Source organism: Allobosea sp. Tri-44 (genome assembly GCF_004123845.1).
Taxonomy (GTDB): domain Bacteria; phylum Pseudomonadota; class Alphaproteobacteria; order Rhizobiales; family Beijerinckiaceae; genus Allobosea.
Genome location: NZ_NBDP01000030.1, coordinates 595,445 through 620,640, shown reverse-complemented (window position 1 = coordinate 620,640; position 25,196 = coordinate 595,445). Strand labels below are relative to the sequence as shown.

The window sequence follows — 25,196 nt, the reverse complement described above, 5'->3', positions numbered from 1 at the left end:
GTATCTGTTTGCTTCGCAGCTGCGAGAAGTCGGCCGCTCGGCTTTGGCGGTGGAAGCAATGCGACGGTTCGGGTTGACGGCGAAGATCACGGTGCTGTTCGCGATCTTCGGGATCGCGGCGGCGCTCGGTCTCGCCAGCGCCGTGCGCGGCCTCGATTCGGTTCACGAGATCGACCGCGAGGCCTTTGGCGGGCAGCAGCTCGCCAACAAGGCCGCGCTGCTCTCGAGCCGCGTCGCGCAGGCTTCGCTGCTCAGCCGCTTCGAGGACGCGACCGAGCCGCGCGCGGTCGAGCAGGCACTCGATCAGCTCGATGCGGCCGTTGAGCTTGTGGACGCGGCTCGCGCCAATCTGATGTCTTCCTTGCCGGCAAATGTACTGCAATCCAACGCGACTCTGGGCGCGCGCATCCGGACCTTCATCGATTTCCAGCGCGACATCGTCGAGATCGGCCGCAGGGTCTCGCCGAAGGCGGCATTGATCGAGGCCTCAGCCGATGCCGCCAAGGAGAATGTCCGCCAGATCATGCTGGTGACCTCGGCCATGCGCGACGAACTCGACCGGCAGGCCGGGATCGCTGCGGCGCGCGCGCAGAATCTCGCCTCGCAGGTGAGGTTGCGTGTCATCGTGATTGCCGCGGGCTTGCCGCTCGCCGGCGGGCTGCTGGCGATCTTCCTGCTCAGGGCGCATCTGACCCGGCCGCTGCGCGAATTGATGGATACGATCAAGCTGGCGACATCGTCGAATCGGGTCGTCGACGTGCCGCATCGCAAGCGCCGCGATGAGATCGGCGAGCTCGCCCGCACGGTGCGGACGCTGAGCGAGGTCCGCGCCACCCTTGTCACGCGCGATGCCGAAGCCGACCTGTCGCAACAGCATCAGCAGCGGCGCACCGACGAGTTGCACAAGATCGCGCAGGAGTTCGAGGCGCGGATCGGCCGCCTGCTCGCCGATATCGGCCGGCTGAGCGAAGGCCTGCGCGCGGCTCTCACCGAATCTGCCGCTCGTGCCGGGCAGATATCGCATAGCGGCAGTGCTGCTGCGCAGGCGGTCGCCGGGGCAGGCGAGGAGGCCGAACGCATCGCCGATGCCGCGGTGCGGCTGGAAGAGGTCGTCGAGCAGATCAATCGCGAGGTCAGGCGCGTCTCGGAGACCGCGAGTTTGGCGACCCGCGACGCGGCCGGCACGGTCGGTCTGGTTGGCCGGCTGACCGAGAACGCCGGCAAGATCCGCGACGTCGTCCAGCTGATCGAGGCGATCGCGCGGCAGACCAACCTGCTCGCGCTCAACGCCACGATCGAGGCGGCGCGAGCGGGCGCACAGGGCCGCGGTTTTGCCGTCGTCGCCAGCGAGGTGAAGGCCCTGGCGACGCAGACCGCCGACGCGACGGCGCAGATCTCGGCTCGTATCGCGACTGTGGACGCGGCACTGTCGCAAGCCGCTCAGGCAATCATCGGGATCGCTAGCCGCGCCGGCGCGGTCGAGCAGGCGAGCACCGAGATCTCGACCATGGTCGCCTCGCATACCGGCCTGTTGCAGGGCCTGGGCGAGACCATCGCCCGCATCTCGGTGGTCACTGGGCAGGCTGCCGCCGCGGTGACGACGATCGCCGGCGCCGGCGTCCAGACCACTGCCCATGCCGAGCAGGGCGCGAGTGGCGCGCGCCAGCTCGACGAGCGGATCTCGGCCCTGCAGGCTGAGGCCGACGAGTTCGCCAGGCGCCTGCGCGCCGCCTGAACCGGCTTGCCACGGCCGGCCGACTCGCGGCCATGTGCGCCATGCCCGAAAGCATGTGCATCTCCCCATGAGCTGGTCACCGCAGCAGGACGCGGCGCTCGCCGCCGTGGCCGATTGGCTCAAGACCGGCTCGCCGCAGCTCTTTCGCCTGTTCGGCTATGCCGGCACGGGCAAGACCACGCTCGCCCGCCATATCGCCGAAGGGGTCGACGGCACCGTCGTCTTCGCCGCCTTCACCGGCAAGGCCGCGCTCGTCCTGCGCAACAAGGGCTGCGAGGGCGCGCAGACCATCCATTCACTGATCTACCGCTCGCGTGGCGTCGACGAGGAGAGCCCGACCTTCGTGCTCAACCGCGAGAGTGCTGCCGCCAAGGCCAAGCTGATCATCATCGACGAATGCTCGATGGTCGACGAGGATCTCGGCCGCGATCTGCTGTCCTTCGGCACGCCGGTACTGGTGCTCGGCGATCCGGCGCAGCTGCCGCCGGTCAAGGGCGGCGGCTTCTTCACCGAAGTCGAGCCGGACGTGATGCTGACCGAGGTCCACCGCCAGGCGGCCGACAACCCGATCGTGCGCATGTCGATGATCGTCCGCGAGGGCGGGCGGCTCGAGATCGGCGACTATGGCGCGAGCCGTATCATCCGGCGCGCTGAGATCACGCCCGAGATCGTGCTGTCGGCCGATCAGGTGCTGGTCGGCCTCAACAAGACGCGCCGGCAATACAATGCCCGCATGCGCCAGCTCATGGGCCATGTCGCCAATGTCCCGGCTGTCGGCGAGAAGCTGGTCTGCCTGCGCAACGACAAGAGCAAGGGGCTGCTCAACGGCGGCGCCTGGATCGTGCAGGAGCTCAAGACTTCGAAGAAGGGTCTCATCACCATGCGGGTGACGCCGGAGGACGACACCGGCGGCAAGCCGGTCAAGGTCTCGGTCATGCCGAACTTCTTCGACGGCACCGAGGACGAAGTGCCCTGGGAGCTGCGCCGCCACACCGACGAGTTCACCTTCGGCTACGCGCTCACCGTGCATAAGGCGCAAGGCTCGCAATGGGACAACATCGTCATGTTCGACGAGGCCTTCGCCTTCCGCGAGCACCGGGCCCGCTGGCTCTATACCGGGCTGACACGCGCGGCCGAGACGATCACCGTGGTCATGTAGACGCTGCGAGCAGGCGGGCGCGCTCGAGGTCCTTGGGGCGGCCGAAACTTTCGATGATGCGCTTGAGCTCATTCCGCTCGGGAACATAGACGGTTGCCGCGCCGACGGTGACCGCCTGCCGAGTCGCTGGCCGGACCGGATGCCACGCTTCGCCGACGCGATGCTCGAAGCCGGCCATGAGATCGACGGGCACGGGCGGCGCCAGCCACTTGGCCAGGATCGTCGAGCGAAATAGTGGGTTCGGCAGCCCCTGATAGGGCTCGATCCCGAGAGCCGGCAGGATGCGGCTGATATCCGCGACGCTGAGCAGGACGTCGACATCGGCAACGGTAATCGGGCTGGCGCCGTGAAGGGCTGCCGCGGCGCTGGCGATGATCCACCAGGGATCGCGTGCCACCTCCATGATCACGGCGACTGAACCGAGGGTTTCGATCAGGGGCGCTGGCAGGCTCATGACCGGCCTATAGCAGCCTCCAAAGTGGTTTCGCCATGCCTTGGCGAGCGAGATTGCGCAAGCGCCGAGGCCAAGCCAGACCGTCACGGTAGATTGGAATTGCGTGAAACGCTGCTGGCGGAGAAGAATTTTCTTGGTATGCGATGATGTCGGCCTGCCCGGCGACGCATCGAGAGCCATCATGAACATCGCTCAGAACTTCGACCTGTGGATCGACCGCCGCGGCAGCAACTGCGCCAAATGGGATAAGATGGAAGCCATCTACGGCGTCCCGGTTTCCGACGGCATCGCCATGTGGGTCGCCGACATGGATTTCCGCCCGCCAGCTTGCGTCCAGGCTGCGGTCGAGGCGATGGCGGCCCATGGCGTCTACGGCTATTTCGGCGACGAGCGGACGAACAGCGACGCCATCCGCTGGTGGATGAAGGAGCGCCATGGCTGGGTGGTCGAGCCGCAGGCGATCTTCACCACCCACGGGCTGGTCAACGGCACCGCGCTCTGCGTCGACGCCTATACCAGGCCGGGCGACGGCGTCGTGCTGATGACGCCGGTCTATCACGCCTTCGCCCGCGTCATTAAGGCGGCGGGCCGCGATGTCGTCGAATGCCGGCTCGCGCAGGAGGATGGCCGCTATGTCCTCGACATCCCCGCCTGGGATGCGCAGATGACCGGCAAGGAGCGCATGCTGATCCTGTGCTCGCCGCATAATCCCGGCGGCCGGGTCTGGAGCCGCGATGAGCTCAGGCAGATCGCCGATTTCTGCGTCCGCCAAGACCTGATCCTGGTCTCGGACGAGATCCATCACGACCTCGTCATGCCCGGCTACAAGCACACGGTCATGGCCAATGCGGCGCCGGAGATCCTTGGTCGCCTGGTGATGATGACCGCGACGACCAAGACCTTCAACATCGCCGGTGCCCATGTCGGCAATGTCATCATCCCGGATGAGGCACTGCGCGCTCCGTTCCGCGCCCGGATGAATGCGCTCGGCATCTCGCCCAACTCCTTCGGCATGGAGATGTCGACGGCTGCCTACAGCCCGCAGGGCGCAGCCTGGGTCGATTCCCTGGTCGCCTATCTCGACGGCAACCGCCGGCTCTTCGACGAGGCGGTCGGCAGCATTCCCGGTATCCGCTCGATGCCGCTGGAGTCGACTTACCTCGCCTGGGTCGATTTCGCCGGTACCGGCATGGATGCCAAGGAGTTCATCGCCCGCGTCGAGAAGCAGGCGAAGATCGCGGTGAACCACGGGACGAGCTTCGGCTCCGGCGGCGACAGCTTCCTGCGCTTCAACCTCGCGACCCAGCGTTCCGTCGTGATCGAGGCCGCCGAGCGCCTGAAGAAGGCATTCGCCGACATGCAGTAGGCAGCTCTGGCGAGGGCTCCTCCCTATAGGATTTCTCTGCGAAACCAGACAAGGCGCGGGGAACCCCTCCCCCTTGTGGGGAGGGGCAGGGGTGGGGGGCGCAAAGTCGAAGCGAACTCGCCGGGAATCGGGCCGATCCGCTTTTACGATCCACCGATCACCCGGTCGTTCGCCCCCCATCCCATACTCTTCCCCACAAGGGGGAAGGGAGGAGCCCGGTGATCAGCCTTTCGCAAAGGAATCCTACAGCCTCTGTGAGGTCGTGCCCTTGGCGATGATTGGGCCGGTCGGCCGGCCGGTCGGCGAGCCGGTCGCGGGCTCGAGTGTGATCTCGAAGAGCTGGTCCTTGCCGAGCGGCAGATTGTCGAGCCTGAGCGGTGTCGAACGGGCGCGGTCGATCAGGCCGACGGAGCGCGGGCCGACGGCGCGGTCCCACAACGTCCAGATCTCCAGCGCCTTGCCAGCCGGTACGTCGATGCTCTGCAAGGGCAGCATCTCGACGCGGCCGTCGGCGAAGGTGTGCACCACGGCGGCGGCGGCGTTGCTGTCGGTCAGCAGCACAGCAACCATCAGAGGTTGACGCTTGGCGCGATCGAGTGCGCCGACGAGACCGACTGCCAGCAGGATGGTCGCCAGCGCGCCAGCGAAGGCAGCGCCGCGCCAGACGAAGAGGCTGTTCCACCACTCCGCAAGGCGGCCGGGGCCGGCCGTGGCCGGGCGCAGCGTCGCTGCCGAGGCTGCCGGCTGGATGAGACCCGCTATTCCGGCCTCGATCCGGGACCAGAGGTCAGCGGGGGGCGTGATCGGCGTAGCTGTGGCGTCAAGCGCTGCGAAATGGCGGCGCCAGCGTTCGACGGCGGTCGCGAAGGCGCTGTCCTGCTCCAGGCGATGCTCTGCGGCATCGCGCTCCTGGCCTTCGAGCAGGCCAAGGACGTATTCGCCCGCGAGCGCGTTGTATTCGGGTGAGGTTGCGTCGGCGGCGGGGCTCATCCGAGGCACTCCTTCAGCGAGAGCAGCGAACGGCGGATCCAGGATTTGACGGTGCCGAGCGGCAGCTTGAGGCGCCCGGCGATCTCGCCATGGGTCAGCCCCTGGACGAAGGCGAGCAGCACCAGGCCGCGCCGCTGCGGCGGCAGCATCTCGAGGCAGGCGCGCAGAGCTGTGGCGTCGGAGAGTTTCGACATCACGGTCTCCGGATCATCCTCCTCGCTCGCGGTCTCCTCGGCGATCGGTGTGTCGCTCGTCTCGGTCCGCTTCTCGTCGCGCAGGATCGAGAGTGAACGGTTGCGCAGGATGGCGTAGATCCAGGTCAGGCCGGCGCCGCGTTCCGGGTCGAAGCGGGCGGCATGTCTCCAGACCAGCACGAACGCATCCTGCACCGCTTCCTCCGCCAGGGCGCGGCGCTTCAGCAGACGCTGCGCCACACCGAGCATACGCGGCGACTCCACCTCGTAGATGCGTTTGAGCGCTGATTTATCGCCGGCGGCGCAAGCGAGCAGCGCGGTTTCAATCTCGCCGGCCTGTCGCGGTTGCGTAGCGTCCGTCGCCATTCCTCTCCCCGCTATCGGCCGTCCTCACGGATGCGGCGAGCCCATTGTTACGCGATAGCTGCGGCCTTGGATGCGATCTGAGCTTTTATTTTTTCGTCCGCATCTGGCCTGCGATTCAGTCGCTATCCGCCATGGGTGCCGCGCCAAAGCAGGCGCAGGCCGACCCTTTTTTGAGATCGCGACACGAACCGGAGGACATCCAATGACCAAGGCTCGCAACCTGCTTCTCGCATCCACCATTCTCGCCACGACCTTCGCTGCGGCGAGCGCAGCCCAGGCCGGCATGCTCGCCGCGCTGACCGGCGACGACACGCTCACCATGGTCGACACCGCGACCCAGAAGGCCGGCAAGTCGATGAAGGTCACCGGCATCAACGGCAAGATCGCCGGCATCGACGTCCGCCCCGCCGACGGCATGCTTTACGCCCTCGCGACCGACGGCACGATCTACACAATCGACCAGGCCGGCAAGGCGACGATGAAGTCGAAGATGGACACGGTGCTCGCCGCCGGCACGATGGCGACGGTCGACTTCAACCCGGCTGCCGACCGGCTGCGCGTGATCGGCGCCGACGGCACCAACCTTCGGGTCAATGTCGACGACGGCAAGACTACGGTCGACGGCAAGCTGAAGTTCGCCGAGACCGACATGCACAAGGGTGAGACGCCGATGGTCATCGCCGGCGCTTACAGCAACTCGGTCAAGGGCACCAAGGAGACGGCGCTCTACGACATCGACGGCAAGATCGGCGGACTGCTGAAGCAGGCGCCGCCGAATGACGGCGTGCTCGGCGCCATCGGCAAGCTCGGCGTCACACCCAAGGCGATCGCCTTCGACATCGAGACGGCCGCCGACGGCACGAACACCGGCTGGCTGGTCGCCGATGGCGGTCTCCACAAGGTCGATCTCGCTACGGGCAAGGCCACGATGGTCGGCAAGATCAGCGGGCTCACCGCACCGGTGCGTGATGTCGCGGCGTTGCCGGCGATGTGACCCGGACTGATCTTCCGATCAGCGGGAGACCGCCGTTCCGCAAGGAACGGCGGTCTTTCCCGTCTCTGGAGCGATTGAGGAGTCGGCCGGGCTTTCGCCATAGTTGCAGTGGAGCCTATGATCGGCGACGCGGATGGCGGAAGGCGAGAGCATGGCGGATCGCTCCGAGCCAAGTCAGAAGGTGCTGGCGCTGCAGCGCTTCGGGCTCGGCCTGAAGCCGGGGCAGGGCGGAGCGCCGGGGGATGTACGCGAGTGCTTGCTCGCGGAGATTCGCAGCGAAGGCGCTGCCCAGCCGCGCGTCAGCTTCTCTGGCGCTGCGCCGATCGGCCGGGCGCTCTATGCTTTCGAGGATGAGGAGCGCGCGGCGCGTGAAGCGCGTCGGGTAGCCGGGCAGGGCATAGGGCAGAGCGTGCAGGTCGCCGCGGCGCCACCGGCCCCCGGCCAGCCACAAGGCCAGATGACGGCGCCGACGCAGCCGGTTCCGCAGTTTCCGCAGACGATCTATCGCGAGGAAGCGGTCGCCCGCGTCCAGGGCGCGCTGGAGGCGGAGACCGGCTTCGCCGAGCGGCTTGTGCAGTTCTGGTCGAACCATTTCTGCATCTCGGTCGCCAAGGGCAATTTCGTGCGCGCCATGGCCGGCGCCTTCGAACGCGAGGCGATCCGTCCCAACATCTTCGGCCGCTTCGAGGAGCTGTTGATCGCGGTCGAGAGCCATCCGGCGATGCTCAATTTCCTCGACAACCAGCTCTCGATCGGCCCGGATTCGCGCGCCGGCAAGCGTCGTGGCCGTGGCCTCAACGAGAACCTCGCCCGTGAGATCATGGAGCTGCACACGCTCGGCGTTTCCGGCGGCTATACACAAGGTGACGTCACCAGCCTGGCGCGGATCATCACCGGCTGGACGGTCGTCGGGCGCGATGCCCGCCTCGGCTTCCCCGGCTCCTTCGCCTTCAATCCTGGCCTGCACGACCCCGGCGGCCAGAGGCTGCTCGGGAAGATCTACCGGCAGGACGGCAAGGAAAAGGGCATGGCGGCGCTCGCCGATCTCGCTCGCCATCCGAGCACCGCCGCCTTCCTCGCCCGCAAGCTCGCCCGTCATTTCGTCGCCGACGAGCCACCACAGGCGCTGGTCGCGGAGCTCGCTCGCGTCTTCCGCGAGACAGGCGGCGACCTTGCTGCGCTCTCGCGGGCACTGGTCGCATCGGAACTCGCGTGGGCCGCGCCTGCGACCAAGCTGCGCACGCCGCAGGAGTTCCTAGTCGCCGCCTTCCGGGCGCTCGGCCGCAAGCCGGATTTCGGCCAGATCGCAGGTCCGCTCGGCGTGATGGGCCAGCCGCTCTGGCAGCCCTCAGGGCCCGATGGCTATCCCGACACGAGCGCGGCCTGGGCGACGCCGGAAGGGATCAAGACCCGCATCGATGTCGCAGCCCAGCTTGGCCGGCAGGCGGCGGGCTCGGTCGCCGATCCGCGCGCGCTGGTCGAGGAGGTGCTCGGCCCGCTCGCTTCGCCGCAGACCCGGCAGGCGGTGGCGCGCGCCGAAAGCAAGCAGCAGGCGCTCGCGCTGCTGCTGATGTCGCCCGAATTCCAGCGGAGGTGAGCATGGCCGCCGATGATGACGATTGCGAACGGATGACGCCCTCGCGTCGCGCCGTGCTTGGTGCGGCGAGCGCGCTCTTCGCCTGGTCCTATATGCCGAAATTCGCCCATGCGGCGGCCGGCTCGCGCGATTCCCGCTTCCTGCTGGTGGTGCTGCGCGGCGCGCTCGACGGGCTCTCGGCCGTGCCGCCCCTCGGCGACCCCGGTTATGCTGACTTGCGTGAAGGCATCGCACTGGCGAAGGATGGGCCGGAGGCAGCGCTGCCGCTCGACGGCTTCTTCTATCTGCACCCGGCGATGCCGAACCTGGCCCGGCTCTATGCCAGCGGGCAGGCGGCGATCGTCCATGCCAGCGCGACCGGCTATCGCGAACGCTCGCATTTCGACGGGCAGGATGTGCTCGAAAGCGGGCAGGGCGGCCCGGGCAAGACCGATTCAGGCTGGCTCAACCGGCTGATCGCCAGCCTGCCGCCGGGCGAGGCGGTCTCGCGTCATGGTGCGCTCGGCGTCGGTGTCGTGCCGCCGCTGGTCGTGCGGGGCGAGGCGCCGGTGCTCGGCTGGGCGCCACCGCGCATGGCGCGGGCCGGCGCCGATCTCGTCCAGCGCCTCGGCGATCTCTATGGCGAGCGCGATCCCGCTCTGGCGCTCGTGCTGAAGCGAGCGATCGAGACCGAACTGATAGCGTCCAGGCAGGGCGCCGAGCAGCCGCGCGGTGGCGGCGGGCCTGATAGTGCCGAGGGCATGAAGCGCATCGCTGAGGGCGCAGCCCGGCTGGTCGGTGCCGAGGACGGTCCGCGCATCGCCGCGTTGGCGTTCGAGGGCTGGGATACGCATGCGAACGAGGGCGGCGCCAAGGGCCGCCTCGCGACGCTGCTCGGTGGGCTCGACGGCGCACTCGCGACCTTCGAGAGCGGGCTGAAGCCGGTCTGGAAGGATACCGTGGTGATGGTGGTCACCGAGTTCGGCCGCACCGCCCGCGTCAACGGCACGGTCGGCACTGATCACGGCACCGGCACGGTCGCCTTCCTTATCGGAGGGGCGGTCAGAGGCAAGCGGATGATCGCCGACTGGCCCGGCCTCAAGCCGGAGCAACTGCACGAGCAGCGCGACCTGAAACCGACCACCGACATCCGCGCCGTCGCCAAGGGGGTCGTCGCGGATCTGTTCGGGCTGTCCGGCCCGGTTCTGGCGGAGAGGGTGTTTCCGGGCACCGGCGGATTAGCGCCGATGCAGGGGCTGGTGGTGTGAAGACGCCGTCATGCTCGCCCTTGTGGCGAGCATCCACGTCTTGAAAACCTACGCCGTTAGCGAAGCTAAGACGTGGATGGTCGGGACAAGCCCGACCATGACGGGGGTCGTCGAGCGACGGGCTCAAGCCCAAGCCCGCCCCTTCAGCTTCTCTTCATAGGCGTCGATCTTGGTCGACTTCTCCATGGTCAGGCCGATATCGTCGAGGCCGTTGAGCAGGCAGTGCTTGCGGAACGGGTCGATCTCGAAGCGGACCTCGCCGCCATCAGGGCCCTTGATGCTCTGGTTCTGAAGATCGACGGTCAGCGTCGCGTTCGAGCCGCGGTCGGCGTCGTCGAACAGCTTGTCGAGGTCGCCCTGCGAGACCACGATCGGCAGGATGCCGTTCTTGAAGCAGTTATTGTAGAAGATGTCGGCGAAGCTGGTGGAGATCACGCAGCGGATGCCGAAGTCGAGCAGGGCCCAGGGCGCGTGCTCGCGCGACGAGCCGCAGCCGAAATTATCGCCGGCGACCAGGATCTCCGACTTGCGATAGGCCGGCTGGTTGAGGACGAAGTCCGGGTTCTCCGAGCCGTCCTCCTTGTAGCGCATCTCCGAGAACAGCGCGGTGCCGAGGCCGGTGCGCTTGATCGTCTTCAGATACTGCTTGGGGATGATCATGTCGGTGTCGACATTGATCACCTTCAGCGGGGCAGGGGTCGAGGTCAGGGTGGTGAAGGGCTGCATGGCGGGTACTCCGGCAGGTCTTTCGTGATGTGGGCGAGGCGGCGCGTCAAAGCTGCGCCGTCAGGAGCTTGAAGCTGGCGAAGGTGAAGAAGGCAGCGAGGCAGGCTTCCGCGCGCCGGCGGATCCTGCGGTAGCCCGCCACCATCGATGCGGTCGAGAACAGGTAGGCATAGGTCTGGTTGATCGCGAGCGAGATCGTCAGGCAGCCGAGGATGATGGCGTAGAGCACCACCGCCGGCGTCTCGGGCCTGAGGCCGAGCGCGATGATCGCTGTCCAACTCAGGATCGCCTTCGGGTTGGTGAGGTGCATCAGGTAGCCGCGCAGATAGAGGCGGCGGCCAGAGCCACTGGCTTTCGGCGGCGGCATCTCCGCCTGCATGGCCGAGCGGGCCGAGCGCCAGGCCAGGAACAGGAGATAGAGCCCGCCGACGATCTTGATGGCGTAGAGCGCCCCGGGACGGGCGACGATCAGCGCGGTGACGCCGACGGCCGCCAGGATACCCCAGGTCACCGATCCCGTGGTGACGCCGAGCGCCAGCGTCATCCCGGCTTTCCGGCCATGCTCCATCGAGGTCGCCATCACCTGGAGATTGCTCGGTCCAGGGCTGGCGACGGCGATGAAAAAGGCCGAGAAGACCAGGGCCAGGTCAGGCAGGTGGCGGATCAGTTCGTCCAGCATCGTCTTTTATCCTGCCGCCTTCTCGATTGCGTCCATGTCGTCGTCGTCGAAGCCGAAATGGTGGCCGATCTCGTGGACGAGCACATGGGTGACGATGGCGCCCAGGCTCTCGTCATGCTCGGCCCAGTAATCGAGGATCGGCCGCCGGTAGAGATGGATGGTGTTGGGCATCTGCCCGGTCTGCGGGGCATAGCCCTGCTGCGGCAGGCCGATCCCGGAGAACAGGCCTAGCAGGTCGAAGGGGCTCTCGGCCTCGAGTTCCTTCAGCACGTCGTCTTCCGGAAACTCGGTGACGTTGATGACGAGGTCGGCGCAGAGCTTGCGGAAATCCTCGGGCAGGCGGTCATAGGCCGCCTGCGCCAGCACTTCGAACTCGGCGCTGGATGGCGCACGCACGCCGTCCCAGTCGAGACCCTGCGAGCCTTCAATCGAGGCAGATGTCTTGATCGAGGGAACGCTGCCCATCACCAGATCTTCAGTTGATGCCCGAGCCACCAGGACAGGCCGATGAAGGCGATCAGCGAGAGACCGCGGCCGATACGCCGGCCCCAGATCTCGATTTGATCGCCTTCCGGCGCGTCCTTGCCAGAGAAGTGGTCGGCCGCGCGCCCCATGGACGAACCAAGGAAGCTCTCATCGTCGCGCCTGACGCGATCGAGCGCTTCCTTGGCCTCCTTGGCACGGGCGGCTTCGCGGGGATCGGTGCTCATGACGTCCTCCCGCGAAACGACCCGCTTCAGCCCAGAGTCCGCACGTCGACGAAGTGGCCGATCAGGGACGCCGCCGCCGCCATCGCCGGCGAGACCAGGTGGGTGCGGCCGCGATAGCCCTGACGGCCCTCGAAATTGCGGTTCGAGGTCGAGGCGGCGCGCTGGCCCGGCTTGAGCTGGTCGGGGTTCATGCCGAGGCACATCGAGCAGCCCGGCTCGCGCCATTCGAAGCCGGCGGCGAGGAAGATCTTGTCGAGCCCTTCGGCTTCGGCCTGCTGCTTCACCAGGCCGGAGCCCGGCACGATCATGGCGTAGTCCAGGCTGTCATGGATCTTCTTGCCCTCGACGATCTTGGCGACCGTGCGCAGATCCTCGATGCGGCCATTGGTGCACGAACCGATCCAGATCACGTCGAGCGGGATCTCGGTCATCTTCGTGCCGGCGGTCAGGCCCATATACTCAAGCGCCCGCTTCTTCGAGGCGCGCTTGACCTCATCCTCGATCTGCTCGGGATCCGGCACGCTGCCGGCGACCGAGACGACGTCCTCGGGGCTGGTGCCCCACGAGACGATCGGCGGCAGGTTGGCGGCGTCGAGCCTGACGATGCGGTCGAAATGCGCGTCTTCATCGGTGCGCAGCGTCTCCCAGTAGCGCAGCGCCTCGTCCCAGGCGGCGCCCTGCGGCGCCTTCGGACGGCCCTTGAGATAGGCGTAGGCCTTCTCGTCCGGCGCGACCATGCCGGCGCGGGCTCCGCCCTCGATCGACATGTTGCAGACCGTCATGCGGCCTTCCATGGAGAGGCCGCGAATGGCTTCGCCGGCATATTCGATCACCGAGCCGGTGCCGCCGGCGGTGCCGATCTCGCCGATGATGGCGAGCGTGATGTCCTTGGCGCCGACGCCCGGAGCGGGCTTGCCGTCGACCTGGACCAGCATGTTCCTGGCCTTCTTCTGGATCAGCGTCTGGGTGGCGAGCACATGCTCGACCTCCGAGGTGCCGATGCCATGGGCCAGCGCGCCGAAGGCGCCATGCGTCGAGGTGTGGCTGTCGCCGCAGACGATGGTGGTGCCGGGCAAGGTGAAGCCCTGCTCGGGGCCGACGATGTGGACGATGCCCTGGCGGATATCGAGCTCGTTGAAGTACTCGACGCCGAACTCCTTGGCGTTCCTGGCCAGCGCCTCGACCTGGATGCGGCTCTCTTCCTCGGCGATGCCCTTGCTGCGGTCGGTCGTCGGGATGTTGTGGTCGACGACGGCCAGCGTCTTGTGCGGCGCATGAACCTTGCGGCCGGTCATGCGCAGCCCCTCGAAGGCCTGCGGGCTGGTGACCTCATGGACGAGGTGGCGGTCGATATAGAGCAGGCAGGTGCCGTCGTCCTGGCGGTCGACGACGTGGTCCTCGAAGATCTTGTCGTAGAGGGTGGTGGGGGCCTTGGTCGCAGTCATGGCTTCAATCGCCTTCGGTATGGAAGTCGGGTAGCGGCCCGCTTTGGGGCCAGCACGCATCGCAACGGCCTGTCGCCGGCCGCATGGCCGGTCTCAGGCGCAGCTAAGGCCGGCTGCGAGCGAGGCCGTGAAGCGGCCGAAGAAGCGCCAGGGCAGGCGGGCATGGTCATGCAGCGCAGCGAAGCCCTGGATGGTCGGAAAACGGCGCAGGTTCAACGTGCGGCGCACTACGCGCCGGACTTCGCTCCTGTTCTGCCGTTTCACCGTCATGACGTGCTTCTACCAGTTCCAAACTGCACGGGCAACGCGGTGAGACTGTCGCAGCGGCAGCCGCGTAGCGCGTTCAGTGCAGGGCTGTTATCTAGCGGCTCCCGGTGCGCCGCGAAAGAGCAGGTTGCGCCGGCAAACGGAACGGTGATGCGATGGCGCGCTTCTTTCCCTTCATGCTGCTGGCGGTCATCGCCTATGGCGTCACCGTCGCGGCGTTGGGCGTGCCGCTCTCGCGTGAGCTTCTCAATATCGGCCTGCCGTCCGGCACGGCCTTCGTCCTCACTGTCAGCGAGCTCCTGCTCGCGATCTCGACGGTCGTGCTGTTCTTCGAGATCATGAACGCGACCAGCGCCAAGTCGAGCTCGATCCTGAACCACGGCCTGTCCATGGTGGTCTTCATCGCCTGCGGGCTGATCTTCCTGTTCGTGCCCGGCTTCGGCACCGGCACCTTCGTGATCATCACGCTGATGGCGCTGGTCGATGTGATCGCCGGCTACTCGATCAGCATCCTGACGGCGCGGCGGGATATGACCTTCGGGAATAACGAGTAGCACTCGCCGTCATTCCGGGGCGTCGCGCAGCGATGAGCCCGGAATCCATAGCCACCGCCTTTTCCGTCATGGTCGGGCTTGTCCCGACCATCCACGTCTTCCTGCGGCAAGTGCGGTGTTCAAGACGTGGATGCTCGCCACAAGGGCGAGCATGACGAACTGGAGCAGCGTTGTGTTCATGGGTTCCGGGCTCGCCGCAGCGCGCCGGCGCTAAAGCTCACTCCGCAACTGCCACAGCTCCGGGAAGAACGAGCGCTCCAGCGCCGTCCGCAGGAACTTCACCCCGCTGGAGCCGCCGGTGCCCTGCTTGAAGCCGATGATGCGCTCGACCGTCTTCATGTGGCGGAAGCGCCATTGCTGGAATTGGTCCTCGACATCGACCAGTTCCTCGGCGAGTTCGTAGAGATCGAAATAGCTGTGCGTGTCGCGGTAGATCGTCAGCCACGCCGCCTTCACCGCCTCGTTCGCGACATGCGGCTGGCTCCAGTCGCGCTCGATGCACTCGGCCGGGACCGGCAGGCCGCGCCGCGCCAGCAGGTGCAAGGCCTCGTCATAGAGGCTCGGCGCCTCCAGCAATTCCCTGAGATGGGCGTGATGCTCGGGATGATGCTTATGCATCGCCAGCATGCGCGGATCCTTGGCGCCGAGGCGGAATTCGAAGGCACGGTACTGGTGGGACTGGAAGCCTGAGGATTGGCCGAGCGCGTCGCGGAAGGCGAGATAATCGGCCGGAGTCATGGTCGAGAGCACGTCCCAGGCGCTGATCAGCTGCGCCTGGATGCGCGAGACTCGCGCCAGCGACTTGAACGCTGGCTGCAATTCGTCGGCCTTGATCGCAGCGATGGCGCCATCGAGCTCATGCGCGGCGAGCTTCAGCCAGAGCTCCTGGACCTGGTGGATGGTGATGAACAAAAGCTCGTCGGGTGCATCGCTCAGCGGCTTTTGCGCCGCGAGCAGCAGGTCGAGGCCGAGATAGGAGCCATAATCCATCCGCTCCTTGAAATCGGTCTGGATGCCCGGCTCGATCCGGCTCTTGTGATCGCCTGTCTCGGTGGTCATCGCGCCGTCCTCGCTGGACTCGCGCCTTGACTGGGGAGAGGCGCAAGATATTTTAAGCTTAAAGTATTTTGTCGGATCGGCAAGGTGGCGGAGCCTGATGATGGACCAGATGACGAATGTTTCCGCGACGCTCGGTCGTCCGCCTTTCGATCTTTCCGCCGAGTTCTCGCGCTTCCGTCAGAACTGGCCGGCCAAGCTGCATTTCGCCGCCCACAGCCACCATTTCTGGCCGGATGCCACCCGCGAGGCGCACTTACGCGCCTGGGACGATTCCGCCCGTCTCGTCGACGGCAAATGGCAGGAGGTGCTCGGCCCGGTCTGGCAGAAGGTCGCGCAGGGCGTGGCGAAGCACCTCAACCTGCCCGGGATCGACGGGCTCGTGCCGGCCAACAACACCCATGAATTCGTCAACCGGCTGCTTTCCTGCCTGCCGCACGAGCGCAAGCCGCGCATCCTGACCAGCGATGCCGAGTTCCATTCCTTCCGGCGACAGATCGAACGGCTCGCCGAGGATGACCTGATCGAGCTCACCGTCGTGCCGGCCGAACCGTTCGCTGGCCTGACGGATCGGCTGGTCGAAGCAGCCAAGCAAGGCCCCGGTCCGGACATGGTCTTCGTCAGCCAGGTCCATTTCAACTCGGGCTATGCGCTGACAGGCCTGGAAAAACTGGTCGACGGCGTCAGTGCCCCCGGCCGGCTCGTCGTGATCGACGGCTATCACGGCTTCCTGGCTCGGCCGACGGATCTCTCCGCCATCGCCGACAAGGCCTTCTACATCGCCGGCGGCTACAAATACGCGATGTCGGGCGAGGGTGCCTGTTTCATGCATTGCCCGCCCGGCTTCGCCATGCGCCCGCGCGACACCGGCTGGTATGCCTCCTTCGGCGCGCTCGCTGGCCCGCAGGACAGCATCGGCTACGCTGAGAATGGCTGGCGCTTCATGGGCGCGACCTTCGACCCCTCGGGCCTCTACCGCATGGGCGCGATGTTCGACTGGCTCGACGCCAAGGGGCTCGACGCCGCCGCGATCCATGCTCACGCCCATGCCCTGCAGGCGATCTTTGCAGAGGGATTGGCACGACAGCCCTGCGGCGTGCTTGCCGTGGAGAACCTCGTCGTGCCGCTAAGCGAGCCGGCGCGCGGCAACTTCCTCACCTTCCGCCACGCCGATGCAGCCCTCTGGCACGAGAAGCTGAAGCAGGCCGGCATCACCGTCGACCTGCGCGGCGACCGCTTGCGTGTCGGCTTCGGGCTCTACCAGAACGAAGCCGATGTGCGACTGCTGCTGGAGCGGCTCATGACCTTGCGGTAGGCTCCTCCCCGATCAGCATGCATACTGCGCTGATCGATCGGACGGAGCTGACGCATGAAGACTCTGCCGGCCCTGGTGATAGCTGCCGCTTTCGCCGCTTTCGCTCCTGCTTTCGCCCAGGCTCCCAAGCCGGCCACCGCGTCTCCGGCCGTGCAGAAGGAGTTCGACGGCTTCATCGGTAAGTTCCGCGCGGCGTTGAAAGCCAACGACCCTGCAGCCGTCGCCGCCATGACGCGGTTGCCCTATATGGCGGACGCGTCCATTGCCGACGCCGCACAGTTCCGAGCGAAGGTCTGGCCGCGCGACTTCAGCGCGAAGAACCGCTCCTGCCTCCAGCGCACCAAGCCGGTCTACGATCGCGACGGCGCCAGGAACGAAATCTACGCCATCGTCTGCGGCGGGAACGTCTTCACCTTCACGAAGACGCAGGCCGGATTCCTGCTCACGGATGTCGATGTCGCCGACTGATCCGGTATCCGTGCAGCAACTGCGCCGGTTTCCTAGCCGGGCCGAGCACCCGCCCTGCGGCCCGGTGCTGCGGGTGTCTCGAAGGTCGATCTTTGTGTCTCGCCCCGAGCCGACAGAACTGACAACAAAAAACGCGGCCCGAAGGCCGCGTTCCTGAAATCCCGATACGGGAAGAGTGGTTTACTTGCCCTTGCTCTCGCCCTTGGCCGGCTTGGCATCGACGCGCTCGGCGATACGGGCCGACTTGCCGCGGCGATCACGCAGGTAGTACAGCTTGGCGCGGCGAACCTTGCCCTTGCGAACGACCTTGATCGAGTCGAGGTTCGGCGAATACAGCGGGAAGACGCGCTCGACGCCCTCGCCATAGGAAATCTTGCGAACGGTGAAGCTCTGGTTCAGCCCGCCGCCATTGCGGGCGATGCAGACGCCTTCATAGGCCTGGACGCGGCTGCGCTCGCCTTCCTTGACCTTGACGTTGACCTGCACGGTGTCGCCAGGCTGGAAATGCGGGATTTCCTTGCCGTCGGCGAGCTTGGCGATCTGCTCCTGGTCGATCTGCTCGATGATGTTCATGGGTCTCTCCATGGCCGTGTTCGCGCGGAAGCGCGGGCTTTCGGCTCGCTGTTTTAAGTTGAGTGCCGGGCCTTACAGGAGCGAAGCGGGTTTGTCGAGCACGAGATGAGCTGTGTGAAGGGTTTTGCCTTGCCCGGTCCGCCTGCCTATGGTCGCGGCCATCGCCAGCCTCGCTTCGGACAGCCGTCATGCCCCAGGATATCGCCAGGGTCGCCCTCGTCACCGGGGCCGCGCGCGGGATCGGGCTCGCCACTGCCAAGCGCTTCCTCGCCGACAACTGGCGCGTCGCTTTGCTCGACATCGATGCGCCGGAGCTCGCCAGGGCGATGGCCGAGCTCGATGCGCCGACTGCGACGATGACCATCGCCTGCGACGTCGCCATGCCGGAACAGGTCTCGGAGGCGGTCGACGCGGTGGTCGAGCGCTTCGGCCGGCTCGATGCTCTCGTCAACAATGCCGGCACGGCCGTGTTCAAGCCGCTGCTGGAGACGACGTATGCCGAATGGCAGCGTGTCCTGGCGGTCAATCTCGACGGACCCTTCCTGACTACACAGGCCGCGGCACCGATCATGGCCGACAATGGCGGCGGCGCCATCGTCAACATCACCTCGATCTCGGGCCTGCGCGCCTCGACGCTGCGCGTCGCCTACGGCACCAGCAAGGCGGCGCTCGCCCATCTCACCAAGCAGCAGGCGGCCGAACTGGCTGGTCTCGGCATCCGCGTCAATGCGGTGGCGCCCGGACCGGTCGAGACCGCCATGGCCAAGGCCGTGCACTCGCCCGAGATCCGGGCCGACTATCACGATGCCATCCCGCTCGCCCGCTACGGCGCGGAAGAAGAACTCGCCGAGGCGATCTTCTTCCTGTGCAGTGATCGGTCGAGCTACATCACCGGCCAGGTGCTCGCCGTCGACGGCGGCTTCGACGCGGTCGGCATCGGCCTGCCGACGCTGCGCGGGCAGCGGCGCAATCGCTAGCCCAGCAACCCCGCCAGCGCTTGTTTCAGCGTGACGCTGCCGCGGCGCGTCTCGCCGACCTCCTCGAAGGCGATCCGGCCGGCATTCATCGCGTCGTAGAGGCCGGCCAGTTCGCGCGCATGGCTCGCGCTCAAGCCCGCGGCGACGAGCCCTGGCTCCCAGTCCTCGCGCGGGGTCGGCACGGCCGCGATCGGCTTGCCGAGCAACTCGCCGAGCGCCTGCGCGGCCTCTTCAGGCGAATACTCCGCCGGCCCCTTCAGGTTGACGATGCGCTCGCCGGTATGCGGGCGGGCGAGCTCGGCGGCGGCCTGCCGGCCGACATCGCTGGCGGAGACGGTCTCCCCCGTGGCGTCGAGTGGCTGGCGCATGCTCGGCAGGATGCCGTGCTCGGCCGCGACGCCAAGGACGCTGCCCCAGTTCTCCATGAATTCGGTGGCGCGGATGAAGGTCAGCGAAGGGGCCGCGCCGCGCAAGGCCTGCTCGAAATCGTGCAGCGCCCGGACGATGCCCGTGCCTTCCACGCGGTGGGCGCCGCTCGACGACAGCGCCACCACATGTGGCACGCCGGCGCGGCGGATCGCCTCGGCGATTGCTGCTCCATTCTGCGCCGCCGCCCCGAAAACATCCTCGGCCGCGAGCGGAACCGGGTTGAGCACATAAACCGCCTGGGCGTCGGCGAAGGCGGCCGTCAGGGCCTCGACATCGTCGAGATCCGCCTTGGCCAGAACGGCGCCTTTCTCGGCCAACGCCGCAGCCCGGCTCGGCTCGCGGACGATCGCCCTGACGGCATGTCCTGCTGCGAGCGCTGCCGCCAGAGCCGCGCCGCCCGTCTGTCCCGTCGCTCCCATGATCGCAAACATCGTGTCCTCCATCGGTTGATGGGGACGGCATAACAGGGCAGTATCATAAGCATAAGTACGCACAATTTTTATACTGGATTGGAGCAGTCGATGCGCCCGTCGCTCAAGGACATCCCCTATGTCTGGTGCCCGGTAGAGGCGACGATCGACGTGATCGGTGGCAAGTGGAAAGCGCTGATCTTGTTCCAGCTGACGCGCGGCCCGTGCCGGTTCAACGGCCTGCGCCGGCTTCTCCCGCATGTGACGCAGCGGATGATGACCCTGCAGCTGCGAGCGCTTGAGGAGGATGGGGTGATCTCCCGCAGCGTGCAGGAAATGGTGCCGCCCAAGGTCGAATATGCCCTGACCGAGCGCGGGTGGGCGCTGGCGCCGATCTTCGAGGGAATGGCGCATTGGGGGCAGGCGCATGGCACGCGCCGGTCGGAGCCGGCCTGAACCGGCGGCAACATTCCGCTTGCGCCTGCTCCGGAACGGCGCAAACCTGTCTTTCGACACCCCTCTTCGACGGCCGCCCGACCCCGTCGGGCCAGAGCGACCGCCGCCTTTCCGGCGTGGGCGCTCCATTCTCGTTCTCGCCGGTCAACCGCCGCCTCGGATTTCGGCTTCAAGCCACCCGTCCGCGCGCGGCCAGAACCGAAGGAGGACGACATGGCTGCGACTTCCAGCAGTGGAGGAAACCCGTCCGGCGTCAGAGGTAGGGGCCCGCGATGCATCGCGCTCGTCGGTCCCTTCCAGAGCGGCAAGACCAGCCTGTTCGAAAGCATTCTGGAGCGTTGCGGCGCAGTCTCGCGTGCTGGCTCCGTCAAGACCAAGAACAGTGTCGGTGACGCCTCGCCGGAGGCGCGCTCCCATCAGATGAGCACCGAGCCCAATGTCGCCAGCGTCGACTTCATGGGCGAGCGCTACACATTCATCGACTGCCCCGGCTCTGTCGAATTCCTGCACGAGATGCGCCATGTCCTGCCGGCGGTCGACGCCGCGGTCGTGGTCTGCGAGGCTGATGACCGCAAGGCACCGGCGCTGGAGCTTGTGCTGCGCGAGCTCGAGGAGGCCGACATTCCGCGCTTCCTCTTCCTGAACAAGATCGATTCCGCCTCGCGGCGCGTGCGCGAGACGCTTGGATTGCTGCAGCGCGCCTCGCGCACCCCGCTGCTGCTCCGGCAGATCCCGATCTGGCAGGGCGGCATCGCGGTCGGCTTCATCGACCTCGCGCTGGAGCGCGCCTTCATCTATCGCGAGCATGCGCCCAGTGAAATCGTGCCGCTCGCTCCCGAAGAGGTCGAGCGCGAGCGCGACGCCAGATTCTCGATGCTGGAAAAGCTCGCCGACTATGACGACGAGCTGATGGAGGGTCTGCTCGGCGACATCGAGCCGCCGCGGGACCTCGTCTTCGACGACCTCGCCCGCGAGCTCAAGGAGCGCCATGTCGTGCCCGTGCTGATCGGCGCAGCCGAGCGCGGCAACGGCGTGACCCGGCTGCTCAAGGCGCTCAGGCACGAGGCGCCGACGCTGGCGGTCACGCGCGGGCGAGTCGGCGTCGTCGATAGCGGCGCGCCGCTGGCGCTGGTGCTGAAGACCTGGCAGTCGGGCCAGGGCGGGAAGCTTTCGCTGGCGCGTATCCTGCGCGGGCGCATGGCGGAGGGCGATGTGCTCACATCGTCCGGCGGTGTCGAGGCTCGTATCGGCGGTGTGCTAGAGCTCAAGGGGGCCGAGCAGCAGCGCCGCCCTGCGGCGGATGAAGGCGAGGTCGTCGCCTTCTCGCGGCTCGAAGGCATCCGCACCGGCGACACCGTCGCCGTCGGCAAGGCCCGGCCGGATATCGTCAGCGCCGTGGCGCCGCCCGAGCCGGTCCATGCGCTGTCGGTCGGCGTCAAGGACCGCAAGGACGAGGTCAGGCTGACCGCCGGCCTCGCCAAGCTGATCGAGGAGGACCCGGCACTTGCTCTTGAGCATCGCGCCGAGTTCGGCGAGATGCGTCTCTCCGGCCAGGGCGAGATGCATCTGCGCGTCACGCTGGAGCGACTGGCGGGGCGCTACGGCATCAGCGTCGACAGTGGTGCGACGCAGCTCGGCTATCGCGAGACGCTACGGGGCAAGGCGAGTGCGCGCGGCCGGCACCGCAAGCAGAGCGGCGGCCACGGCCAGTTCGGCGATGTCGTGCTGGAGATCGCGCCGCTGCAGCGCGGCGAGGGCATCCGCTTCGTCGACCGCATCACCGGAGGCGTCGTGCCGAGGCAGTACATCAGCTCGGTCGAGGCCGGGGTGCGCGACTATTGCCAGCGCGGCCCGCTGGGTTTTCCGCTCGTCGACATCGAGGTGACGCTGACGGACGGCTCCTATCATACGGTCGATTCCTCCGATATGGCCTTCCGGCAGGCGGCGCGGATCGCGATGGGGGAGGCCTGCCCGCAAGCCAAGCCCGTGCTGCTCGAGCCGATCCTGGCGATCGAAATCGTGATTCCATCGGACGCGATGTCGCGTGCCTCGGCGATCGTCTCGGCAAGGCGCGGCCAGATCCTCGGTTATGACGCGCGCCCCGGCTGGCGCGGCTGGGACCAGATCAACGCGCTGATGCCGGAGGCCGAGATGGCAGGGTTGATCGTCGAATTGCGCTCGGCGACGGCCGGTGTCGGCTCGTTCAGCGCCCGCTTCGACCATCTCGCCGAGCTCGCAGGCAAGCCGGCTGACGCGGTGGTCGCGGCTCAGGCGATGGCGCAGGCGCGTTAGAGCCTGTTCCGGTCGATTGCACAGCAGGTTGACCGAAAGAACGGGATTTAGACTAAAGTCTACGAACAAAAGGTGAGGGGCGAATTCATCGGTCGGGTTGTCTAGGCCCGACCGGATTCGGTTCCGGCCTCGGTTTTTGTGCTTTGCCTGCGATTGGATAAGGCGCCGGCTCCGGCCTGTTGCAGCGCAAAAGTTTATATGTAAACTTTCTAGCGGCGGGTGCTTGCGCCCGCCGCTAGGCTTGCGCAGTGTAGCGTGAGACAATCAGAAGATGCGGAACGCGACCGGCCGGCAGCCGGGCGTCCGCGGCGCGGTACCCACACCCGGTAACAGGGCGGGCCGCTGAGGGGGAGGATGACGATGACGGCTCTTTCCGCGGTTCAGGCGACATCGGATGCGCGCCCCTGGCTGGCGCACTATCCGCCGGCCGTGCCGCCCACCATCGACGAGGCTGGAGTCGGCACGCTCGCCGATCTGATCCGCAGCGCCTACGAGACTTATCCTGATCGTCAGGCGTTCGAAAGCTTTGGCAAGTCGATCACCTTCGCTGAGGTCGGTCGCGCGGCGCGCGCCTTCGCCGCCTGGCTGCAGGCGCAAGGCTTCAAGAAGGGTGACCGCATCGCGCTGATGATGCCGAACATCCTGGCCAATCCGGCGACGATCTTCGGCACGCTGCTCGGCGGCTTCACCGTGGTCAACGTCAATCCGCTCTATACGGCTCGCGAGCTGACGCATCAGCTCAACGACTCCGGTGCGCGTGCGCTGGTCGTGATCGAGAACTTCGCCCATGTCGTCGAGGAAGCGCGGCCCAATCTCAAGCTGGAGTCGATCGTCATCGCCACGGCCGGCGATCTGATGGGGTTCAAGGGGGCGATCGTCAATTTCGTCGCCCGCAAGGTCAAGAAGGTGGTGAAGCCCTACAACCTGCCGGGTGCGGTTCCGCTCAAGACGATCCTCGCCCAGCCAGGGACCATGAGCCCGGTCACGATCGCGCCGGAGGATGTCGCCTTTCTGCAGTACACCGGCGGCACGACCGGCGTCGCCAAAGGCGCGGCGCTGACCCACCGCAACGTCGCCTCCAATGTCGAGCAAGCGGCGCTTTGGCTAGGCTGGCAGCTCGAGCCGCCGCATGGCCGCAGCGACTACCAGCACGTCATGGTGACGGCGCTGCCGCTCTATCACATCTTCGCCCTGACCTGCTGCTGCATGTTCATGCTGCGCATCGGCGCCAAGAGCCTGCTGATCGCCAATCCGCGCGACATCGCCGGCTTCATCAAAATCTTGAAAGGGAGCCGGTTCACGCTCTTCTCCGGCGTCAACACGCTTTACAACGCGCTCGCCAGCCATCCCGACATCAAGGATGTCGACTTCTCCGAGCTGCGCTTCTCGGTCGCCGGCGGCATGGCGACGCAGGCCGCCGTCGCCAAACGCTGGAAGGAAGTGACCGGCAAGCCGATCATCGAAGGCTACGGGCTCTCGGAAACCTCGCCTATGGCCTCGGTCAACCGGCCCGATATCGGCGAGTTCACCGGCACGATCGGCTACCCGCTGTCTTCGACCGACTTCGCCATCCGCGATGCCGAGGGCAACGACGTGCCGGCAGGCGATACCGGCGAGATCTGTATCCGCGGACCGCAGGTGATGACCGGCTATTGGAACCGGCCGGACGAGACCGCCAAGGTGATGACGGCAGACGGCTTCTTCCGCACCGGCGATGTCGGCATCCTCCTGCCGGACGGGCAGTTCAAGGTCGTCGACCGGATGAAGGACATGGTCATCGTCTCCGGCTTCAACGTCTATCCGAACGAGGTCGAGGACGTGCTCGCCAAGCACCCGGGCGTGCTGGAATCGGCTGTCATCGGCCTGCCGGATGAGCATTCCGGCGAGGCGGTGACCGCTTTCGTGGTCAAGCGCGATCCTGCCGTCACGGCCGATGAGCTGCGCGCCTTCTGCAAGGAGAACCTGACCGGCTACAAGGTGCCCAAGCAGATCATCTTCCGCGACGCCCTGCCGAAGACCAATGTCGGCAAGGTCTTGCGCCGGGCGTTGCGCGAGGAGGTCGCAGCCGGGCTCAAAGCCTGAGCCCGAGCGGCACGCAAGCCTATTCCGGCGCGTGGATCGTCGCGCGCAGCGCCCTGAATTGCGGCAGCGCGGCGGCGAGCCCGGGCTGGTCGGTCGCGCAGATCAGCGCGGTCCGGCCCTTGGCCGTCTCCAGCGTCGAGGTGAACATGCGCGTGTTCTGTCCGTTCGGGCCGGCTTTGGGCGTGACGATCAGCTCGATGCCGTTGAAGCCCTGGTGCTCGAACAGCTTGAGGTCGGAGACGGTGCCGATCGTCTCGAACATCTCGCGATAGAGCTGCTGCCATTCCGGCTTGGCCATCTGCTCGTTGACGATCTCGCGCGTCAGCTTGGCGTTCTGCGCCGCGCTCTTGAAGCCGAGCGTGCAGAGCTGGCCGGTGCTGTTCACCGCCTTCGGCGTCCCGGTCTTCGAGCTGATGTCGATGGTGACCTCGAATTGTGGGTGCGGCTTGCCGGCCTCGGCCTTGAAGCCGGCTGGCGGCGCGACAGACAGGCTGGTCGCGGCATCGCCATAGGATTGGGCGGCGGCGGCGCCTGCGAACAGGACCGCAGCAAGGGTGGCGGAAAGATAGAGCGGTCGGATCATGGCCACGAGCTAGTTCCCGATTGCGACAGCAAGGAGACGGATGGTTCGGTGCGGCTATGGGCGGCGCACAGC

The 25,196-nt window shown here is 66.7% G+C and carries 26 protein-coding genes; 13 read left to right on the top strand and 13 right to left on the bottom strand.

Annotated features, from left to right (window positions below; translation table 11 throughout):
• Positions 1-58: 58 nt before the first annotated feature.
• A complete protein-coding gene (locus B6S44_RS19410) occupies positions 59-1,735 on the top strand; it encodes a methyl-accepting chemotaxis protein (RefSeq protein ID WP_129158509.1) in 1,677 nt (558 codons plus the stop codon).
• A 67-nt stretch (positions 1,736-1,802) separates the two neighbouring features.
• Positions 1,803-2,894 (top strand): ATP-dependent DNA helicase, encoded by a 1,092-nt coding sequence (locus B6S44_RS19405; RefSeq protein ID WP_129158508.1) that lies wholly within the window; start codon positions 1,803-1,805, stop codon positions 2,892-2,894.
• Here the strand turns inward: B6S44_RS19405 and B6S44_RS29680 are convergent.
• Positions 2,887-3,531: a hypothetical protein gene (locus tag B6S44_RS29680; protein WP_206735193.1), complete on the bottom strand. Its 645-nt coding sequence runs from the start codon at positions 3,529-3,531 to the stop codon at positions 2,887-2,889. The two genes, B6S44_RS19405 and B6S44_RS29680, sit on opposite strands and share 8 nt — an antisense overlap.
• On the opposite strand from B6S44_RS29680, the gene B6S44_RS19395 reads away from it, so the two are divergent.
• Positions 3,530-4,714 (top strand): MalY/PatB family protein, encoded by a 1,185-nt coding sequence (locus B6S44_RS19395; RefSeq protein WP_129158507.1) that lies wholly within the window; start codon positions 3,530-3,532, stop codon positions 4,712-4,714. The genes B6S44_RS29680 and B6S44_RS19395 overlap by 2 nt on opposite strands.
• 243 nt (positions 4,715-4,957) lie before the next feature.
• Here the strand turns inward: B6S44_RS19395 and B6S44_RS19390 are convergent, their stop codons facing one another.
• Both B6S44_RS19390 and B6S44_RS19385 read right to left on the bottom strand, forming a co-directional pair.
• Complete coding sequence (locus B6S44_RS19390) at positions 4,958-5,704, bottom strand: anti-sigma factor (protein WP_129158506.1); 747 nt, start codon at positions 5,702-5,704, stop codon at positions 4,958-4,960.
• On the bottom strand, positions 5,701-6,264 hold the full coding sequence (locus tag B6S44_RS19385) for a sigma-70 family RNA polymerase sigma factor (protein ID WP_129158505.1): 564 nt from the start codon (positions 6,262-6,264) through the stop codon (positions 5,701-5,703). The genes B6S44_RS19390 and B6S44_RS19385 overlap by 4 nt, the downstream gene beginning before the upstream one ends.
• Positions 6,265-6,466: 202 nt before the next feature.
• Here B6S44_RS19385 and B6S44_RS19380 point away from each other — a divergent pair, with 202 nt between their 5' ends.
• From B6S44_RS19380 to B6S44_RS19370, 3 genes are all read left to right on the top strand, one after another.
• Positions 6,467-7,258, top strand: coding sequence for a DUF4394 domain-containing protein (locus B6S44_RS19380; RefSeq protein WP_129158504.1), 792 nt, complete (start codon positions 6,467-6,469; stop codon positions 7,256-7,258).
• Positions 7,259-7,409: 151 nt separating this feature from the next.
• Positions 7,410-8,855, top strand: a complete 1,446-nt coding sequence (locus B6S44_RS19375) for a DUF1800 domain-containing protein (protein ID WP_129158503.1) — start codon at positions 7,410-7,412, stop codon at positions 8,853-8,855.
• 2 nt (positions 8,856-8,857) lie between these two features.
• Complete coding sequence (locus B6S44_RS19370) at positions 8,858-10,102, top strand: DUF1501 domain-containing protein (RefSeq protein WP_248309653.1); 1,245 nt, start codon at positions 8,858-8,860, stop codon at positions 10,100-10,102.
• A gap of 123 nt (positions 10,103-10,225) precedes the next feature.
• On the opposite strand, the gene leuD is transcribed toward B6S44_RS19370, so the two are convergent.
• The 6 genes from leuD to B6S44_RS29430 all read right to left on the bottom strand — a co-directional run bounded on the left by leuD (position 10,226) and on the right by B6S44_RS29430 (position 13,932).
• Entirely contained in the window at positions 10,226-10,828 is a 603-nt protein-coding gene (gene leuD / locus B6S44_RS19365; RefSeq protein ID WP_129158502.1) for a 3-isopropylmalate dehydratase small subunit, read from the bottom strand.
• A gap of 46 nt (positions 10,829-10,874) precedes the next feature.
• Positions 10,875-11,507 (bottom strand): LysE family translocator, encoded by a 633-nt coding sequence (locus tag B6S44_RS19360; RefSeq protein WP_129158501.1) that lies wholly within the window; start codon positions 11,505-11,507, stop codon positions 10,875-10,877.
• A 6-nt stretch (positions 11,508-11,513) separates the two neighbouring features.
• The gene (locus B6S44_RS19355) at positions 11,514-11,972 is read right to left on the bottom strand and encodes a metallopeptidase family protein (RefSeq protein ID WP_129158500.1); all 459 of its coding nucleotides are present in this window, start codon (positions 11,970-11,972) and stop codon (positions 11,514-11,516) included.
• Complete coding sequence (locus tag B6S44_RS19350; RefSeq protein ID WP_126113353.1) at positions 11,972-12,217, bottom strand: hypothetical protein; 246 nt, start codon at positions 12,215-12,217, stop codon at positions 11,972-11,974. The genes B6S44_RS19355 and B6S44_RS19350 overlap by 1 nt, the downstream gene beginning before the upstream one ends.
• Before the next feature lie 26 nt (positions 12,218-12,243).
• Positions 12,244-13,662, bottom strand: a complete 1,419-nt coding sequence (leuC, locus tag B6S44_RS19345; RefSeq protein ID WP_129158499.1) for a 3-isopropylmalate dehydratase large subunit — start codon at positions 13,660-13,662, stop codon at positions 12,244-12,246.
• Positions 13,663-13,755: 93 nt separating this feature from the next.
• Positions 13,756-13,932 carry a hypothetical protein gene (locus B6S44_RS29430; RefSeq protein WP_164985855.1) on the bottom strand — a complete coding sequence of 59 codons (177 nt, stop codon included), beginning with the start codon at positions 13,930-13,932 and terminating at the stop codon, positions 13,756-13,758.
• A gap of 152 nt (positions 13,933-14,084) precedes the next feature.
• Between B6S44_RS29430 and B6S44_RS19340 the strand changes: the two genes are divergently transcribed.
• The gene (locus tag B6S44_RS19340) at positions 14,085-14,483 is read left to right on the top strand and encodes a hypothetical protein (protein ID WP_126113351.1); all 399 of its coding nucleotides are present in this window, start codon (positions 14,085-14,087) and stop codon (positions 14,481-14,483) included.
• Positions 14,484-14,693: 210 nt separating this feature from the next.
• Here B6S44_RS19340 and kynA read toward each other — a convergent pair whose 3' ends face one another.
• Positions 14,694-15,542, bottom strand: a complete 849-nt coding sequence (kynA, locus tag B6S44_RS19335; RefSeq protein WP_129158498.1) for a tryptophan 2,3-dioxygenase — start codon at positions 15,540-15,542, stop codon at positions 14,694-14,696.
• Positions 15,543-15,651: 109 nt separating this feature from the next.
• Here kynA and B6S44_RS19330 point away from each other — a divergent pair, with 109 nt between their 5' ends.
• Together B6S44_RS19330 and B6S44_RS19325 are read left to right on the top strand one after the other, a co-directional pair.
• Positions 15,652-16,854 (top strand): aminotransferase class V-fold PLP-dependent enzyme, encoded by a 1,203-nt coding sequence (locus B6S44_RS19330; RefSeq protein ID WP_129158497.1) that lies wholly within the window; start codon positions 15,652-15,654, stop codon positions 16,852-16,854.
• A gap of 54 nt (positions 16,855-16,908) precedes the next feature.
• On the top strand, positions 16,909-17,322 hold the full coding sequence (locus B6S44_RS19325) for a hypothetical protein (RefSeq protein ID WP_129158496.1): 414 nt from the start codon (positions 16,909-16,911) through the stop codon (positions 17,320-17,322).
• Between the two features lie 180 nt (positions 17,323-17,502).
• Here B6S44_RS19325 and rplS read toward each other — a convergent pair whose 3' ends face one another.
• Complete coding sequence (rplS, locus tag B6S44_RS19320; protein ID WP_110487983.1) at positions 17,503-17,895, bottom strand: 50S ribosomal protein L19; 393 nt, start codon at positions 17,893-17,895, stop codon at positions 17,503-17,505.
• Positions 17,896-18,083: 188 nt separating this feature from the next.
• On the opposite strand from rplS, the gene B6S44_RS19315 reads away from it, so the two are divergent.
• Positions 18,084-18,872, top strand: coding sequence for an SDR family NAD(P)-dependent oxidoreductase (locus tag B6S44_RS19315; RefSeq protein WP_129158495.1), 789 nt, complete (start codon positions 18,084-18,086; stop codon positions 18,870-18,872).
• Here the strand turns inward: B6S44_RS19315 and B6S44_RS19310 are convergent.
• Positions 18,869-19,732 (bottom strand): NmrA family NAD(P)-binding protein, encoded by an 864-nt coding sequence (locus B6S44_RS19310; protein WP_164985885.1) that lies wholly within the window; start codon positions 19,730-19,732, stop codon positions 18,869-18,871. The genes B6S44_RS19315 and B6S44_RS19310 overlap by 4 nt on opposite strands.
• A gap of 90 nt (positions 19,733-19,822) precedes the next feature.
• Here B6S44_RS19310 and B6S44_RS19305 point away from each other — a divergent pair, with 90 nt between their 5' ends.
• From B6S44_RS19305 to B6S44_RS19295, 3 genes are all read left to right on the top strand, one after another.
• On the top strand, positions 19,823-20,167 hold the full coding sequence (locus B6S44_RS19305) for a winged helix-turn-helix transcriptional regulator (protein ID WP_129158493.1): 345 nt from the start codon (positions 19,823-19,825) through the stop codon (positions 20,165-20,167).
• A gap of 213 nt (positions 20,168-20,380) precedes the next feature.
• Entirely contained in the window at positions 20,381-22,459 is a 2,079-nt protein-coding gene (locus B6S44_RS19300) for an elongation factor G (RefSeq protein ID WP_129158492.1), read from the top strand.
• Positions 22,460-22,819: 360 nt separating this feature from the next.
• Positions 22,820-24,541 (top strand): AMP-binding protein, encoded by a 1,722-nt coding sequence (locus tag B6S44_RS19295; RefSeq protein ID WP_129158491.1) that lies wholly within the window; start codon positions 22,820-22,822, stop codon positions 24,539-24,541.
• Between the two features lie 19 nt (positions 24,542-24,560).
• On the opposite strand, the gene B6S44_RS19290 is transcribed toward B6S44_RS19295, so the two are convergent.
• A complete protein-coding gene (locus B6S44_RS19290; RefSeq protein WP_129158490.1) occupies positions 24,561-25,130 on the bottom strand; it encodes a hypothetical protein in 570 nt (189 codons plus the stop codon).
• Positions 25,131-25,196 lie beyond the last annotated feature (66 nt).